Source organism: Acinetobacter sp. CIP 102529, from assembly GCF_000368325.1.
GTDB classification, from domain to species: Bacteria; Pseudomonadota; Gammaproteobacteria; order Pseudomonadales; family Moraxellaceae; genus Acinetobacter; species Acinetobacter parvus.
Map to the genome: position 1 here is coordinate 170,689 of NZ_KB849353.1, position 16,558 is coordinate 187,246.

At 43.0% G+C, this 16,558-nt stretch carries 9 protein-coding genes; 6 read left to right on the forward strand and 3 right to left on the reverse strand.

The window, feature by feature from the left end:
* Positions 1-3: 3 nt before the first annotated feature.
* Positions 4-3,732 carry a UvrD-helicase domain-containing protein gene (locus F972_RS01720; protein ID WP_004756256.1) on the forward strand — a complete coding sequence of 1,243 codons (3,729 nt, stop codon included), beginning with the start codon at positions 4-6 and terminating at the stop codon, positions 3,730-3,732.
* Positions 3,733-3,879: 147 nt separating this feature from the next.
* Positions 3,880-5,583, forward strand: coding sequence for an exodeoxyribonuclease V subunit alpha (recD, locus tag F972_RS01725; protein WP_378251354.1), 1,704 nt, complete (start codon positions 3,880-3,882; stop codon positions 5,581-5,583).
* Positions 5,584-6,302: 719 nt separating this feature from the next.
* Here the strand turns inward: recD and F972_RS01730 are convergent.
* Complete coding sequence (locus F972_RS01730) at positions 6,303-7,601, reverse strand: serine hydrolase domain-containing protein (protein ID WP_004763717.1); 1,299 nt, start codon at positions 7,599-7,601, stop codon at positions 6,303-6,305.
* Positions 7,602-7,838: 237 nt separating this feature from the next.
* On the opposite strand from F972_RS01730, the gene rpsO reads away from it, so the two are divergent.
* From rpsO to F972_RS01750, 4 genes are all read left to right on the forward strand, one after another.
* Complete coding sequence (gene rpsO / locus F972_RS01735) at positions 7,839-8,108, forward strand: 30S ribosomal protein S15 (protein ID WP_004637724.1); 270 nt, start codon at positions 7,839-7,841, stop codon at positions 8,106-8,108.
* A 269-nt stretch (positions 8,109-8,377) separates the two neighbouring features.
* Positions 8,378-10,465: a polyribonucleotide nucleotidyltransferase gene (gene pnp, locus F972_RS01740; protein ID WP_171062614.1), complete on the forward strand. Its 2,088-nt coding sequence runs from the start codon at positions 8,378-8,380 to the stop codon at positions 10,463-10,465.
* Between the two features lie 86 nt (positions 10,466-10,551).
* On the forward strand, positions 10,552-11,775 hold the full coding sequence (locus F972_RS01745) for a magnesium transporter CorA family protein (protein ID WP_034422377.1): 1,224 nt from the start codon (positions 10,552-10,554) through the stop codon (positions 11,773-11,775).
* Between the two features lie 237 nt (positions 11,776-12,012).
* Positions 12,013-15,006 carry a hypothetical protein gene (locus tag F972_RS01750; RefSeq protein WP_004763723.1) on the forward strand — a complete coding sequence of 998 codons (2,994 nt, stop codon included), beginning with the start codon at positions 12,013-12,015 and terminating at the stop codon, positions 15,004-15,006.
* Between the two features lie 62 nt (positions 15,007-15,068).
* Here the strand turns inward: F972_RS01750 and F972_RS01755 are convergent, their stop codons facing one another.
* On the reverse strand, positions 15,069-15,395 hold the full coding sequence (locus F972_RS01755; protein WP_004763725.1) for a chaperone modulator CbpM: 327 nt from the start codon (positions 15,393-15,395) through the stop codon (positions 15,069-15,071).
* A gap of 11 nt (positions 15,396-15,406) precedes the next feature.
* Positions 15,407-16,372, reverse strand: a complete 966-nt coding sequence (locus tag F972_RS01760) for a DnaJ C-terminal domain-containing protein (protein ID WP_004680668.1) — start codon at positions 16,370-16,372, stop codon at positions 15,407-15,409.
* Positions 16,373-16,558: the final 186 nt, after the last annotated feature.

The following is a 16,558-nucleotide window of genomic DNA, read 5'->3' on the forward strand; positions in this document are numbered from 1 at the left end:
GACATGAACTCAAAATATCCAGTGTCTTATCAACCGATTCGGGATATTCAGTTTGAGGGGCTGCACCTGATTGAGGCCTCGGCTGGAACAGGCAAAACCTATACCTTATCCAGTTTGATGGTGCGGATTTTTCTGGAAAAATACCTGCCGAATCAGGTCATTGCCACCACGTTTACCCGTGCTGCCGCCGCCGAGCTAAAAAGCCGTATCCGTTTGCGTCTGGTGGAGATTCAGCAGTATCTGGAACCGTTACGCAGCGTACTGGAAACTGATATTCACATGCAGGCGGAGCAGGAAACTGATCCACTGAAACAGCATGTGTTAAAAACCTTTGCGCCACGTATCGCCTATGCCTGTGAACGGCTAAAACTTGTGATTGACCAACTGGACGAGCTGTTTGTCGGGACACTGGACAGCTTTAGCCAGAAGCTGTTGCGCGAGTTTGCCTTTGAAAGTGGCAAGATTGAACGTGCCCAAATCACTGAGGATGCCAAGAGCTATACCCGCCAACTGATTCATGATGTGTTACGCGAATGGATTCAGTCGCAGCCACAACAGGTGATTGATTTTTTATATATGAGTCAGCAACTAAAGAGCGTAGATCAGTATATTAAAGTGGTTGAAGAAAGTTTGAATTTTAGTTCAGCACATTTGAAACAAGTAGATTTGCCTGTGTTTAGCACCGTTGCGTTTGAATCATGCTTGCATCAGTTCGCAGTAACTTCTTCGCAGTACTTACAAGAATTACAGGATTATTATCTACTCAATGGCGCATATTATAAATTTATTAATAAAAAGGCTTTTGCAAAAGATCGTTTTCATTTCATTTTTCAAACAGGCTTAGTTCGGCTGGCTCAGCAAATTCAAGAGCAGGGCATAAATATCTATTTTGATCAAAACGCGTTCAAAGACGTCGATGTTTTATTTTTAGATTCTAAAGGACGAGCTCGAAGCAGTATTTTTAATAAATGTGATCAAAGTATTCAGGACTGTTTTTACCAGCATCCTTTGATTCAGTTATTAAAAGATATTTGGGAGATGAAACTTAAAATTCAAAATGATTTAGATCAATTCAATACCTATTTACAGTTTCATCTTTGTCAGCAAGTCAAAAAGCGTTTGCCTCAAGTGTTGCAACAAAAAGGTGAAACCACTTTTGCCCAGCAGATCAAAACCCTGTCAGATGCCTTAAAGGGCGAACAGGGACAACATTTTGCGGTATTTGTACAGGCACGTTATCCCTTAATTCTGGTCGATGAGTTTCAGGATACCAATCAGGATCAGGATGATATGCTGGCGAGCATCTGGCGGCATCCACAGCGTTACCAAAAGGGCTGCATGATTATGGTGGGTGACCGTAAACAGGCGATTTATGGCTTCCGTGGCGGCGACATGCTGACATTCCTGAATGCCTATCAGGATATTATGGCGAAGCAGGGGCGTGAATATAAGCTGATCCACAACCACCGTTCGGTCAAAGAACTGGTTGAAGTGGTGGATGTGCTGTTTCAGCGGCAAATGGATTTTGGCGAGCAGGTGATCTATGACCCAATTCAGGCTGGTTCACGTCCACATCCTGCCCTGATTGACAAGGAACAGTTCAATCTAGCACCGTTGCGCTGGCTGCAACTGCAAGAGGGCAATGAGCAAGCGACTCAAGTGGCCTGGAAAATTCAAAGCTTATTGAATCAGGCGCATTTGCAGCAGCTATGCCTGGATGGTGAGATACGCAAAGCCATTTGTGAAGATGATATTGCGGTGCTTTCCCGTAGCCACCGACAACTGGACGAGGTTCAATATGCACTGGAATACTTGGGAATTCGTGTGAATCGTCCCTCAAAGCGCAGTGTGTTTGACTCAAAGATTGCACAGGATATAGGCGCTTTACTCACGGCGTTGCTTGATCCTTATGATGAAGCCAAGCTCAAACGGGCTTTACTCAGCCGTTTATTTGGCTTTGATCTGGCTCGATTATTGGCCTTAGAACAAAGTCCAGAGGGTCTGAGCCATTATATCCAGCAATTCGATGACATCCGTGAGATGTGGCTGAATCAGGGCTTTTTATCGGCATGGCAACGTTGTTTAAATCAATTTGAAATTTGGCAGCAACTGGTTGCCACCCAGAGCAAGGACAATGAACGGGCAGTGGTCAATCTGCGCCATCTCACTGATATCCTGAGTCAGCACAGCGAGCATGTGCAGGGGGCACAAAACCTCTATCACTGGTATTTAAAGCAGCTCAATTCACCAAGTGACCGTGAATGGGAGCTGGAACATAAGCTTTCCAGTGAAGCTGGGGTGCAGTTAATGACTATCCACCAGTCCAAGGGTTTGGAATTTAAAATCGTCTTTTTACTTGGAGCAAATAAAGCAGCACCAGACTCAAAAAAAGAGGCTTTAAATTTTTCAACCACGGAAATCCAGTTACCAGAAACAGGGCAGACCCGAATGCAACGCGTGGTGGCGATTGCGGATAAAAACTTTCTGCAACAGAATGAGCTGGATCAGCACCAGCAACGGGCGCAGGCTGAGCAGAACCGTTTGTGGTATGTGGCGCTGACCCGTGCCAGTCATCGGGTCTATGCGGTGTTTGAACCTGAAAAGGGAGATAAGAACAAACTTTCAGGATTGGCATTCTGGAAGAATCAGGGTGAGGCATTCCAGCATCCACACTGTCTGGATGAAGCTCTGGTTTTGGAACGACCACAGGCTCTCCACCGCCAGCAACAGACCCAACAAAGAATCCCACTTTCTGCTCAGCCTTTACCTATGCAGCGTTTTTATGCACGAGGCAAGACCAGCTTCAGTTATCTGGCACAGCATTTAAGACACAAGGCCAGTCATGCGGATCGTCTGGCCAATATTGAGCAGAACTTTGATCAGGCTGAAGATGAGCTAAACGTTATACTGACAGCATTTGCGCCTGTTTCCCAACCAATCGCGTGGATTAAGCAATATTTTCCGAAAGGAACACTGGCTGGAAATTTCCTGCATGAGATTTTTGAGCAGATTGATTTTCAGCGACCTGAAACATGGGTTGAGGAAATCCGCCGCCGTTTTAAGAATACCTATCAAGGCTTATGGTTTGACTTGCTGGATCAATACCAGAATCACTTTCCAGCACGGGAAAATTCAGAGCAGCAACTATACCAATGGATTGCGGTATGGTTGGGTGAGGTATTGGCCACGCCACTGAACGATGGTTTCCAATTAAAACAATTGCTGACAGGACAATATCTGTCGGAATGTCCATTTTATCTGGCCTTGTCGGATCGTGTGCTGGCCATGCAGCGCGTACAGCAACTGTTCACAGAATATGGCATCAGCATGCCTGAATTACTGGAGGCGAAATCTGCCCGTTACTTAAATGGCTCTATTGACTTGGTCTATTTTGACGGTCAGCGTTATCACATTGCTGATTATAAAAGTAACTATCTGGGCGCTGAACAGGCAGATTACCAGCCTAGCCAAATTGCAGATAGTATGTCGCTGTCGAGCTACTGGTTACAGGCGGCCTTGTATCTGGTGGCACTGCACCGCTATCTGAGCGTGAAACTACAGAATTATCAGATTGAGCAGCATCTGGGTGGGGCATCCTATCTGTATTTGCGTGGCATGAATGGACAGGCGCAGCAGGGCTATATGTACTGGAAACCTGATGATGAATTTATCTTGCGTCTGGATGCCGTCCTCGGATACTTCTCTGAGGATAAAATGGGTAAACCAATGTAGATAAAAGTAATTAATTTAGATTAAACAGTAGCTTACTATGTGGATAAGCATGTTTATAACCTTGTGGACAAGCGTGTGGGTAAGTTTGAGGATAACTCTGTGGACAAACAGGTAAATAATCAGTCAGCAACGGCGGGCTGGCTTGAGATGTGGAGTAGCTATCTCACACAGGCACCATTTTCCCAATCAGCTCAGGCAGTTGGCGCGGCGCAAATGCTACAGCAACTGATTGAGGCCAGCCTGCAAGGCGACAGTTGTATTGAGGCAAATCCAGCACAGCTTGAGGCGCTGGGCGATCTGGTGGTTTGCAGCGATGTTGCAGGCACTCACGTTGCCCCATGCGTCCACGATCAGCAGGGCTTGGCATTATACCGATATTGGCAACTGGAACAACGCCTAGCTGATCAGATTTGTCGATTAAAGCGACAAACGATTCAGTTGCTCGATACAGCACCTTATCAGCACTTGCTCAGCGATGAACATCAGCAGGCCGCCCTTAAAATGGTGATGCAGCAATGGTTGAGTATCATTACAGGGGGGCCAGGAACAGGCAAAACCTATACGCTGGCTCGTATTATCGCGGTACTGAACCAGATGATTCCTGACCTGCGCATTGCGATGGCGGCACCGACAGGCAAGGCAGCCCAGCGTATGCAGGAGGCCTTGCAACATTCATTGAATGACCCCAAGCTGCTTGAGTCGGGATTGGTCACCGATGAACTGCGCCACCAAAGCACCCAGACCCTGCACCGTTTGCTGGGTATAGGCAATCGGCAGATCCCACGTTTTCATCAAAAGCAGCCTTTGCCCTATGATGTGATAGTGGTGGATGAAGCCTCCATGCTGGACTTGAATCTGGCAACCCTGTTGTTTGAGGCGGTGCCTGAAAACTGCCGCATTATTTTACTGGGTGATGCCAATCAGCTGGCTTCTGTGGATGTGGGTTCTGTACTTGCAGACTTACAGCAGGTGCAGGGCTTGGCTGAAAACCGTGTCCGGTTGCAAAAAAGCCGCCGTTTTGCGGGTGAGGCAAAAATTGGACAGTTGGCAAGATTTATTCAGGCCCAGCAGCAGCCAACACAACATGCTCAGGTATTGACCAGACTGCAACAGGAGATTGCTGCACCTAGCAGCTTGCAACCGATTGCATTATCCAAAGACATGTCAGACTTTATTCAACTGGAATATTTGCCCAAGTATGGTGAGTTCGAAATTGAACCCTATCAACAAAAGCTGATGTATGGGTTTCAGGGCTATGTTGAGGCACTGCAACACTATGTGCAGGGCGATGAACCAGAACCGTATATCCAGCAGGTGATACACGCATTTGATGATTACCGAATTTTAACCGCCGTTCGACATGGGCAACTGGGATTGCAGCAACTGAACCGTTATGCTGAACAGTGGCTCAATCAGCAGCTTAAACAGATTGCGGTGGGCGACTGGTATGTGGGCCGTCCCGTGATGATGACCTACAACGACTATCAGCTTGGAATCTCCAATGGAGACATTGGCATTTGTTTTAAACATAGAAGCCAATCTCAGCAGTTTGAGGTGTATTTTCCAAGTCTGGATAAATGGATTGCTGCACACCGCTTACCTCGTAACATGCAAACTGCATTTGCGCTCACCATTCACAAATCACAGGGCTCTGAATTTACCCATACCGCGATTGTTCTGGATGCCCCCGCAGAGAAGTTACTGAGTCAGGAACTGATTTATACCGCAGTGACGCGCGCAAAAAAAGTGGTCAGTATTCTGGCCGATTCAGGCACCTTGCAACAGGCGCTTACAATTCGAACAGTTCGCCGTAGTGGTTTAGTACAAAAGATCAATTTTGCTGGATTATAAAGTTATTCTTTAAAATTCACCGTTTTGTAAGAAAAAGCTTACAAGGATTCGAGATATTGTCGCTAGAGCAAGCCGAATGTTTTTGAGATTATGGAAACACAACGAATCTGGCACGGAAAGCTAGATAAATCGCAAAACGATAATAAGAAAGTCTGAAAGACAGCGAACTTACAGTGAGGTAAGTGATAAAAGAGGAAACTTACAGCCGCTAAGCCTTGTAGTTTTGGGAGAGACTACAGGGCTTTTTTATTTTTATCCATATTAAATGAATAAAATCATGATAAATATTGGTTTTATTTTAACCAGTATTGTTTAAACTCTACTTGTTCAAGCATTGCGTCAGATCGGTTGCATGTCTTGTCCATGCACATTTATCTAGTGAAAAATAACGGCAACATCTAAAAGCTACGGTATCGTTGTTTGACAGCTTTTCTGGATTATTCAGTTAAATGTTATAAAGAACCGTACGTTTTTGCTTACAAAGAGATGAGAGAAATCCTATTTTTCTTCATAATTAATTTCGACAGAATGGTAAGTACAGAGGAAAGAAGATATCACCAAAGGAAACGTAAAAATCATAAGATTGTGGTAAGCGTTCAGAGGGTCTGAATGAAAAATAACAAGCAATAAAAATAAATCAAAACCAGAATAATAAAAACTACGCGCAAAGGCTCAGGTGAAAATCTGGGCTTTTTTGTGCGTAGCTGTTCTTCAACTGATTAAACCAGATCATTTTCACTACGGTCAGTGGCAAATAATGAGCGGCGCTGGTTTTTCGGGATTTTTGGACAGTTATTTGAGATTTGGTACAACATTTTTGTCAGCGCAGGCAAGTGGGTACCGACTACAGATTTTCCTGTGGTGAGTAATGACACACTGATATCACGCTCTGGATCGGCCCAGTATAAAATATTCGAGAAGCCAATATGTCCAAAAGCCTGTCCTGTCATTGGCCCAAACAGACCGACAGGGTTGCTGCCCAGCATTGGGCCAAGTGCATAACGCATTGGCGCAAGTAAACTACGGTCGATACTGACGCCAGAGGTCGGCAAGGTCGAACGGAAAACGGTTTTGGCACTCATGATCTGTTTGCCCTGATATTCACCACCACTGAGCAACATTTCAAAAAAACGTCCTGACTGCTCTGCACTGGTGTAGATGTTGCCAGCAGGGCAGATGATGTCCATGAAACGTGTGTCATTGGTAATGTCCACAGCGGTTTGTAGCCCAGCACCCAGCACATGCTTTAAATAACGATCCGTACCTAAACCTGGATGCATGCCAGTGGCGTAGTTCATTGCCACATCTGCGCGGTACTCTGGTTTTAGGCCATAGTTGAAATAATCCAGACCCATTGGCTTTTCAATATGTTCAGCCAGATATTCACGCACGCTTTGTCCTGTGACACGCTTGATCACCTCACCCAGAATATAGCCTGCGGTCACGGCATGATAGGCAAGATGCGTACCTGATGGTGAAACTGGCTTGGCCGCGCACAGGCGTTTTAGAATCTCTTTCTCATCAAACAGCAACTCAGGGGTGATCTCACCGTCGATCCGTGGAATTCCACCGCGATGTGATAACAGGTGGAACAGGGTCGCACGCCGTTTGCCATTGACCCCATATTCAGGAATGTAATAGCTGATTGGATCCAGCAGGTTCAGGTCACCACGCTCATCCAGCATGTGTACCAGCATGGCCGTGACCATTTTAGAGGCTGAGAACAGGCAAACGGGGGTGTCTGGTGTGCCGATCTTGGCATCCGCCCCCAGACCATCGGGAGTGTTGCCCTGAGCGTAGCCAATGCTACGGTTCAGCAGGATTTTTCCCTGACGGCGTAGACATAAGGTAATTAAAGGATAGTTCCCTGTTTTATACAGGCATTCAACACTATCCCAAATCTTCTGGACCTGCTTTTCCGTCAAGCCGCCCAATTCAGCCGCGACTTCATCTTTGGAACGAATGACTTGATTGAGGTCATCTGGCACATAACAGGTATTGGTGGATAAGATTTTCACGATTCCCTCGCTAATTTTTCGTTTTCTTTCATTTCTGTTATAAACTGAAAACAGAATTGATAAATAGTTTGCCTGTTTTTCTGACAATTGTCATTGTCCCAATGATGAAATAAAAACATTTTTGCAATATAGCCATAGATCACTTAAAATAGGCGAATTGCTGTAGTGATGCACGGCAATCAGTTGCTTGCAACTGATCATTATCATTTTATTTTTTAAGCATCTCGGAGAAATCGAATGGCTTTAACTAACGCAGATCGCGCAGAGATCATCGCTAAATTTGCTCGTGCTGAAAACGACACAGGTTCACCAGAAGTACAGGTTGCTTTGTTGACTGCTCAAATCAATGATTTGCAAGGTCACTTTAAAGAGCACAAACATGACCACCACAGCCGTCGTGGTTTGATTCGTATGGTAAACCAGCGTCGTAAACTACTTGACTATTTAAATGGTAAAGATCACGGTCGTTATGTTGCTTTGATCGGCGCATTAGGTTTACGTCGTTAATTCGATTTGGCTTTATTTTCGGTATTTCGCATGTTGCAATGCCTTAACGCTGAAAACAAAGTTTCGCCTGATTTAAGTTAGGCGATTTTTAGAAGGGGCGCATGTTCGCTCCTTCTTTGTGTTTAAATTTATTTAAAAATTTTGATCTGGTGCGATGGCTTCTAAGCTTTGTCATTTATCCACACGCCAGTTGTGGTCTGAATGCCAAACCTTAGGGGTCTCACTAGAATAACTTTTTAAAAGACATCAGGAAAATATAATACATGTCAATGTTTAATATCGTTCGTAAAGAATTCCAATTTGGTCAACACCAAGTTGTTTTAGAAACGGGTCGTGTTGCACGTCAAGCAAATTCAGTTTTAATCACAATGGGTGGTGTAACTGTGCTTGTTGCGGTTGTGGCTCAGCCAAAAGCAAAAGCGGGTCAAGACTTTTTCCCGTTAACTGTGAATTATCAAGAAAAACAATATGCGGCGGGTCGTATCCCTGGTGGTTATGGCAAGCGTGAAGGCCGTGCTTCTGAAGCAGAGACTCTAATTTCTCGTTTGATTGACCGTCCAATTCGTCCATTGTTCCCAGAAGGTTATTTCAACGAAATCCAGGTCACAGCAACAGTTGTGTCTTCTGACAAAACCATGGATGCTGATATTGCTGCAATGTTGGGTACATCTGCTGCATTGTCGATTGCAGGCACACCTTTCCGTGGTCCAATTGGTGGCGCACGTGTTGGTTTGATCAATGGTGAATATGTTCTTAACCCAACGTTAGAACAACTTGCACAATCTGATCTTGATCTTGTGGTTGCAGGTACAGAGTCAGCAGTGTTAATGGTTGAATCTGAAGCGAAAGAACTTTCAGAAGACCAAATGTTAGGCGCAGTACTTTTCGGTCATGACGAAATGCAAATTGCTGTACAAGCAATCAAAGAATTTGCTGCAGCTGTTGGTGCGAAAGAATCAGAGTGGGTTGCTCCAACACACAACGAAGAATTACGTGCTAAATTAAAAGAAGCATTTGAAGCAAAAATTTCAGAAGCATATACCATTGCGGTTAAACAAGATCGTTATGCAGCTTTAGATGCACTTTATGCAGAAGCAAAAGCGCAATTCGTTCCTGAAGAAGATGTTGATGGCATCGCTGATGAAGTTGATTTCTTATTCGAAGATCTTAAATACCGTACCGTACGTGACAACATCTTGTCTGGTAAGCCACGTATCGATGGTCGTGACACCAAAACTGTTCGTGCTATCGACGTTCAGGTTGGCGTGCTGGGCCGTGCCCATGGTTCAGCATTGTTTACCCGTGGCGAAACTCAGGCACTTGTGACTGCAACTCTAGGTAACACTCGTGATGCGTTGATGGTTGATACCTTGGCTGGTACCAAAACTGACAACTTCATGTTGCATTATAACTTTCCTGCATACTCTGTAGGTGAAACAGGTCGTGAATCTGGTCCTAAACGCCGTGAAATCGGTCATGGCCGTTTGGCGCGTCGTGGTGTACAGGCGGTACTTCCTCCAGTTGACCGTTTCCCGTATGTGTTACGTGTGGTTTCAGACATTACTGAATCAAATGGTTCATCTTCAATGGCGTCTGTATGTGGTGCTTCGCTTGCACTGATGGATGCGGGTGTTCCGCTTAAAGCACCAGTTGCGGGTATCGCAATGGGCTTGGTGAAAGAGGGTGAGCGTTTTGCAGTACTTTCAGACATCCTGGGTGACGAAGACCATCTGGGTGATATGGACTTTAAAGTAGCAGGTTCTGCAAACGGTATTACTGCGCTTCAAATGGACATCAAGATCGAAGGTATTACTGAAGAGATCATGGAAGTTGCATTAAACCAAGCTTTTGCTGGTCGTATGCATATCCTAAATGAAATGAATAAAGTCATTTCACGTGCTCGTCCTGAAATTTCAATGCATGCTCCTACTTTTGAAGTGATCAGCATTAACCCAGACAAGATTCGTGATGTCATTGGTAAAGGTGGTGCTACCATTCGTGCCATTACAGAAGAGACTAAAGCTGCGATTGATATCGAAGACAATGGTACAGTTCGTGTATTTGGTGAAACGAAAGCTGCTGCTCGTGCTGCGATTGCAAAAATTCAGGCACTGACTGCTGAAGTTGAGCCAGGTACAATCTATACAGGTAAAGTGATTCGTATCGTTGAATTTGGTGCATTCGTCAATATCTTGCCAGGTACAGACGGTTTGCTTCACATTTCGCAAATTTCAAATGAACGTATTGCCAACGTGACTGACGTATTGAAAGAAGGTCAAGATGTGAAAGTACAGGTTGCGGATGTGGATAACCGTGGTCGTATCAAGTTGACCATGAAAGACATCGAACAAGTGTAGTCGCTGCAATCGACTGACAAAAAGTCCGCCTTGTGCGGGCTTTTTTATGGCATGATATTTTTAGGATTTAAATGAATATCAGGGTTATGCAACTTTATTATTTTTATCGTCATAACAGTGAAGATACGATTTTTATTAGTGCCGAAGAACAATCAGAACATATGCTGGAATTTTTGTGGGTGGATAGTTTAAGACAGGATCTGGTTAATCATACCGATTCTTGGCAAAAAAATATTTATGAGCATACAGGTGTGGTGCTTAACGAATTTCATATGCGCGACCTGCTCAATATCGAACATCCTTGTGCTTTCGACAGTGTCGAGGAATATGACCTGCTGGTGTTCCGCAAACTGATTAGCCCAGACGATCAAATTTATGAAAGTGACAATACTTTAGAATCTCATGAAAGTATTTTTGGCCTAGCAACTACACCGATGGGTTTTATTCTAACGCCGAACATTTTGGTGAGTGTGAGGGAGCAGGGGAATAAAGCAATCGAAAGCTATATCCAACGTATCCAGACCATTATGGGGCGGGCGATTGAGGAGCAGAATAAACCCCGTAAACTGGCCAGTACCCCAGCGGATCTCTGTTTGCGCCTGCTCAACAGCATGATTGATGGCTACCTAAACCTGCGCACCCCACTAACACGTCGTGTTGAATACTGGCAACAGCAACTTTTGCAGGGCAATCGGCGTTTTAAACAGTGGCATCAATTGTTTCATGAAGATATGGCTTTCCAGCAAATTGAAAATTTATGTGAGGAACAAATAGAGACCTTGCAGGAGTTCCGAGATGAACTGGTGGATAATTATCATCATGTGATGGGGGAACATAAGCATAAGAATCAAGACATTCTCTTGGTTCGTCTCAATGATTTAATGAGCCATGTAGAGCGTGTTCAAAAACATACCTTGCGTTTAAGAAATGCGATTCAATCGGCGATTGACTTACATTTTTCAGCTATTGCGAATCAAACCAATGAAAATATGCGGATTTTGGCGATCATCACCGCCGTATTCGCACCCTTGACTTTGCTGACGGGAATTTACGGAATGAACTTTGAGTTTATTCCAGGATTAAAGTCCCCTGTCGGGTTCTGGATCATGCTGGCGGTGATGTTATTAAGCACAGTGCTGTTGCTGTATTATTTCTATCAGCAGCATCTGGTGGGGCGGGGTGAGCGTAGTGTGATTGACCTGCTGGCGCAGCAGCATAAACAACGCAACTTGAACCTGCTCTGGTTTCTGGATTATGAACCGATTAAGCAAACCCTCAAGGAGGTTGAGAAAATGACTAAATTTAAGTAACCAATGGCTGTATAGAACTGAGCCAAGTTTATTATTTTTTAAGCTTTAATTTTATTTCGTTAATATTTTGTATTTGTAGGTTTATGCTTTATTTTTTAAATAAAATTATAGGTTTATTTGAGATTCTAATGATTTTTATTTTATTGAAAGGTAAATAAAAATACCAAATTTCAGTGATGTTGCTACAAAAAATGATCATTTATAATTCAAGTCTAAAATATAAGGGGGAGAAATAGAATGTCATACCGTTTATCAATAACATTGCTGCTTTTGCTGCCGTTGATGGGATGTGAACTGAAAAATGAAGATCAAAATAAATCAAGTTTGAATGAGCATACCCCATCGGGTTCATCGTTGATGGCGCAATACCCAATGCTGGCTGAATATTTAGACATGGATGAAAGTGAGTTTAATATTTATTTAAACACTGGCTTGGACAGCATAGGAGTGCGTGATCTAACCAAACCAGAGAATATTAAGTCACTCAATATTGGCTATCCAGTTGATACCCAGAAAGCGACTTATGTGATGCGTTCGGTTTTTAATTTGGCTGCACTGAAAAAAGACGATCTTTTGTTTGTCGATGATGCCCAGTCTTCAAGAACAGATAGTTTTGAGATTAAGAGTAGTGCAAGCAGTAGTTTAAGAGATCAGCAATGGTCGGTTGGCGGTTCTGCAAATATTAAAAGATTCGGTTTTAAAGTTGCAGCGAAATATCATCATGCCGAAGCGAATGCCACAGCCAGTACGGTAGGAAGTGTTTCTGCGATTATGCGTCAAGTGGGTGCGGGTAAGACGATTACAATCGGCACTGTGAGTATGGATGATAGTGGTGATAACTTTACTGCATATTTAGTTGGAACAGCACTGACTGAAGAAGAGCTTGAAAAGAAAGTACATACCGTGGTTGAACCTGCGAGTGTAGGCGAATGTCATTATATTAAAGCCGTTAATATTGATGGTAAACCGTTGGATAAAGGGAACATCTATGGCAGTATTCAAGTGCTTTCAAAAATGCAGACTATTTTTGCGCAACTTCAAACACAATATAATCAATGTAATGATGCTGAAACTCGTCAAACGTTAGTGGTCAATATGCGAGAATTGCGTAAGCACATTATTAAAGAGATACAAACATTTTATAAGCAGAATGGCGATTCTTTTGTCACAAAAGTTGAAGTGATGAATCGTGCGATTGGTGAGGGAAAACTAAGTTTTGGTAGCAACAGTAGTAATTCAGAGCATTATAACGGAGGTGGATTATCCATATCTTATAGTGGTATTGGCGCAGGAGGTGGAGTCTCCGCTGAGTTTACTGAATCTTTAAGAAAGGCAAAATCAGATATATTTAAAAACATTAACATCACCGTGACAGCTGAACCTGATTCAATTGGTAATTCAATTGATATTTCTGGATGGAGAAAAGAACTCGGAGATTGGATGAATAATCTAAGTGTAGAAGCAGGGAAGGCTATTGTACTTCCTACAGCAAGTACACTGCCAAAAACGGTAGACATCAAATTTCCTGATACTGAACTTCAAAAGCCAAAAGAAGAATTACAGCCCCCTAGCCATTTGTTTAAGAGTTTGGATGAATGGGAAAAATATTATAAAAAAACAGATCCAGAAAAAGATGCACAAACAACACAAGCAAAAGTAGAGCAGGGAAACCCTGAAATCAATGGTTCTGTAAAACTCTATCAACAGTTTCAAAAAGAGCTGAATGCTTTAAATGAGGCAAGAGATCAAAAGAAACAAGCGGAGCAAAAACCGTTACTGTTTGCACTGAATGCAGACGACAATGGTAATAATGTACGAGTACCAGGTACATTTACCAATGATTTTGAATTACGTGCTTATGATGAGGTCATCCCTCAGTTACGCCCAGATTTGAAAATTCCTGACGAAACAGAACAGACGTTCGAGGGATATGAAAATTTACAGACTTTAATGATAGAGCTGGAAAAACTTGGACGTTTAAATAGTTATTTAAGTTTCTTATCGACTTTACCTGTGAGTCAGGTTTCATCTGAACTCAGTCAAAAGTTCAGTCAATTTTATAGCAATGCCGCAGATAAGGCTTATGAAATCATAATCCAATCAATGACCGCTGGTGTAGATGTGAACTCGAATATCTTGAATGGTTGGATGCTGGATCAGCTTGGTAAGATTGCGAAGACAGCGGAAAATGCCAATATTTATCAAGGTAAATTGTATGAAGAATTGGGAACACCTGAATATTATGATTATGTGAGAACATTGTTAGACCCTGTAAAAGGTAAAGTCTGGTCGGAGGGATCTGGGGGATATATGCCACTCCGTATCCAGGCGAATGGCGAGCCTGAGTTGGCCATTTGGGCAGATATTTCAGCGTATAACGATGATAAGTACGGCAACAAAGTCATGCAATCTGTGGCTTATCGAGACAGAGGGCAAAATCCTTTGAGTCTGTATAAAAATACCCCAATGCAAACCCCATGGTATCCTGTATATATTTTTAATCCTCAGGATCAAGGAAAAGACAAAGCGACTTTGGTCTTTATACAAATGTTCGGTGCATATCAGACAATTTATGGGCGTGCCTGGGTAGTACAACCCACGCCACAATGGCTTGGAACAGTGGATAAAAACCATAACGATGGTGTGTATATATCAAAAGACTCAGGGATTGCACCAAGTTTAGAATCGAAATGGGCATTTTGGGCAAGTTCAAAAGATGATAAACAAGATCGTTATCAGGTGCTGAATGATGAAATGAAAAAAGTTATCTTTTCATCAGGCAACTCATTCTTACCTGATGGCAACTGGGATTACTCGCTCAACTTCCCTTATACGAGCAGCCCTGATGATAAACTTTGGAAAAAATTTAATGTACTTTATCTACCATTGACGGGACATGATCAATCTACCTCTAAACCAATCTTGGGTTTACATTCGGTTGCTCGACCCTATAACCCAAACAATTCGTTAGGTGCATATCGGTATTTTAAAGATCAGGCAGGAACTGTATATAATCAGCAGAAGCAAATCAAAGCTATCCCTCAGTCACAGTCGTTAGTGTTATTACCTTTAAATACTAAAAATACCGATTTTTATCAAAATACAGCGGCAAAAACTGGTTATTTACTGCCTTTTGACTATGCGCCGAAACGTGAAGCGATTGATATTGTGAATGCAACCAGTATGCAAACCTTTCAAAAATTAGCACTGTTCAATCAGTTAAGTAAATGACCAGACTTGAAATTGATTGAAATATAAGCATCATGGCTTATATTTCAGTTTTTATTTTTCAATTAATGAAAATGTTTTAACTGCCTGCGGAGTTGCTGTACTTCATCAATCAGGTCCAGCATCACCGCAACCGCAGATAGGCTGGCATCAAAGTCACGCTGTAAACGGTAGGCACGACGGGCGCGGGCAACATCTTCACCAATAAACTGGTGGCTTTGCGGATCAACCTGAATCTGCAAGATATCGTAGTCAATTAGCTTGAGTACCCAGTCGGTGCTTTGACCACAGGCTTCGGCAAAGTGTTCGAGATCAAGTGCCAATTGTTCATCAATAATTTCAACTTGGCAGTGACCGTCATATTGAATTTCTTTGTATTGAATAGTTGTCATGATCTTGCTCCTTATGAGGCACGAGGTCGGAAAGTGGAGAAGGCTTCGGCAAACTGTTGATAAGCCTGTTGTTCTTGTTCACTGTGTGCTGGTGGTAAAACAATATTAATAATTAGATATAAATGCCCTGCGGTTTTATTTGGTATTCCTTTATCTTTGAGACGTAATTGTTGTCCATTTTTGGCATTTTTAGGTAAGTTGACTTTGAGTTGCCCTGCGGGAGTATTGACTTCAATGCTTTGTCCTAGAGCTGCTTCCCACGGAGTTACATCAATAGTTTGATAGACATCAGCCCCTTCAATACGAATACGATCGGTATCTTTATATTGGATTTCAATATAAAGATCACCATTTTCACCGCCATTAATACCACTTTGCCCTTGACCATTTAAGCGAATTTGCTGACCTTCTTTCATTCCTTTTGGAATCTTAACCTGCAAGGTTTTCCGCTGTACTTCAGGCTCACCATAGACGTTATAAGTTGGAATTTGCAAGGTAATCTGTTGGGTTGAACCGTGATAGGCAATATCTAAGTCAACTTGAATGCTGGCATGCTGGTCTTCGCCCTTGTAACTGCGTTGCTGGCGTTGCGAACGCTGCTGCCCACCACCAAAACCTGAGCCAAATCGACCAAATAAATCCTCAAAGCCACTAAAGTCTGCACCCCCATCGTCTGAACTTTGGCGATAGAACTGGGAACCATCGAATCCACCCGTGCCCTGACCAAATCCGCCAGCACCCTGACCAAAGCCAGCAAAACCCTGCGGATGATCCAGCATCTGGTCATATTCAGCCTTTTTAGTGGCATCACCCAAGGTATCGTAGGCGACATTAATCGCCTGCATTTTGGCTTCAGCATCTGCCTCTTTACTAATATCTGGATGATATTTCTTTGCCAGTTTACGATATGCTTTTTTGATTTCGTCTGCTGAGGCATCTCTTGAAACACCGAGCTCTTCATAATAATTTTTTGCCATGATCTTAAATATAATAATGAGATGTTTCTTTTATTATGAAGCGAATTGCCAAGATTTCAATAGGCTGGATTGTATAAGACTTGTTTTGTTGTTTTGGAAAAAATGCCAGCACTTTGGCTTGGCTGACACCGATCATGATATCCATTGGGCTATAACTTTAACTGAGATAGAGTTTTGGATAAATGC

What these genes read in the sequence shown, in the direction of transcription:
- F972_RS01720 (WP_004756256.1), top strand. Translation starts at nt 4, where the DNA reads ATGAACTCAAAATATCCAGTGTCTTATCAACCGATTCGGGATATTCAG.
- recD (WP_378251354.1), top strand. Translation starts at nt 3,880, where the DNA reads ATGTGGAGTAGCTATCTCACACAGGCACCATTTTCCCAATCAGCTCAG.
- rpsO (WP_004637724.1), top strand. Translation starts at nt 7,839, where the DNA reads ATGGCTTTAACTAACGCAGATCGCGCAGAGATCATCGCTAAATTTGCT.
- pnp (WP_171062614.1), top strand. Translation starts at nt 8,378, where the DNA reads ATGTTTAATATCGTTCGTAAAGAATTCCAATTTGGTCAACACCAAGTT.
- F972_RS01745 (WP_034422377.1), top strand. Translation starts at nt 10,552, where the DNA reads ATGCAACTTTATTATTTTTATCGTCATAACAGTGAAGATACGATTTTT.
- F972_RS01750 (WP_004763723.1), top strand. Translation starts at nt 12,013, where the DNA reads ATGTCATACCGTTTATCAATAACATTGCTGCTTTTGCTGCCGTTGATG.
- F972_RS01755 (WP_004763725.1), bottom strand. Translation starts at nt 15,395, where the DNA reads ATGACAACTATTCAATACAAAGAAATTCAATATGACGGTCACTGCCAA.
- F972_RS01760 (WP_004680668.1), bottom strand. Translation starts at nt 16,372, where the DNA reads ATGGCAAAAAATTATTATGAAGAGCTCGGTGTTTCAAGAGATGCCTCA.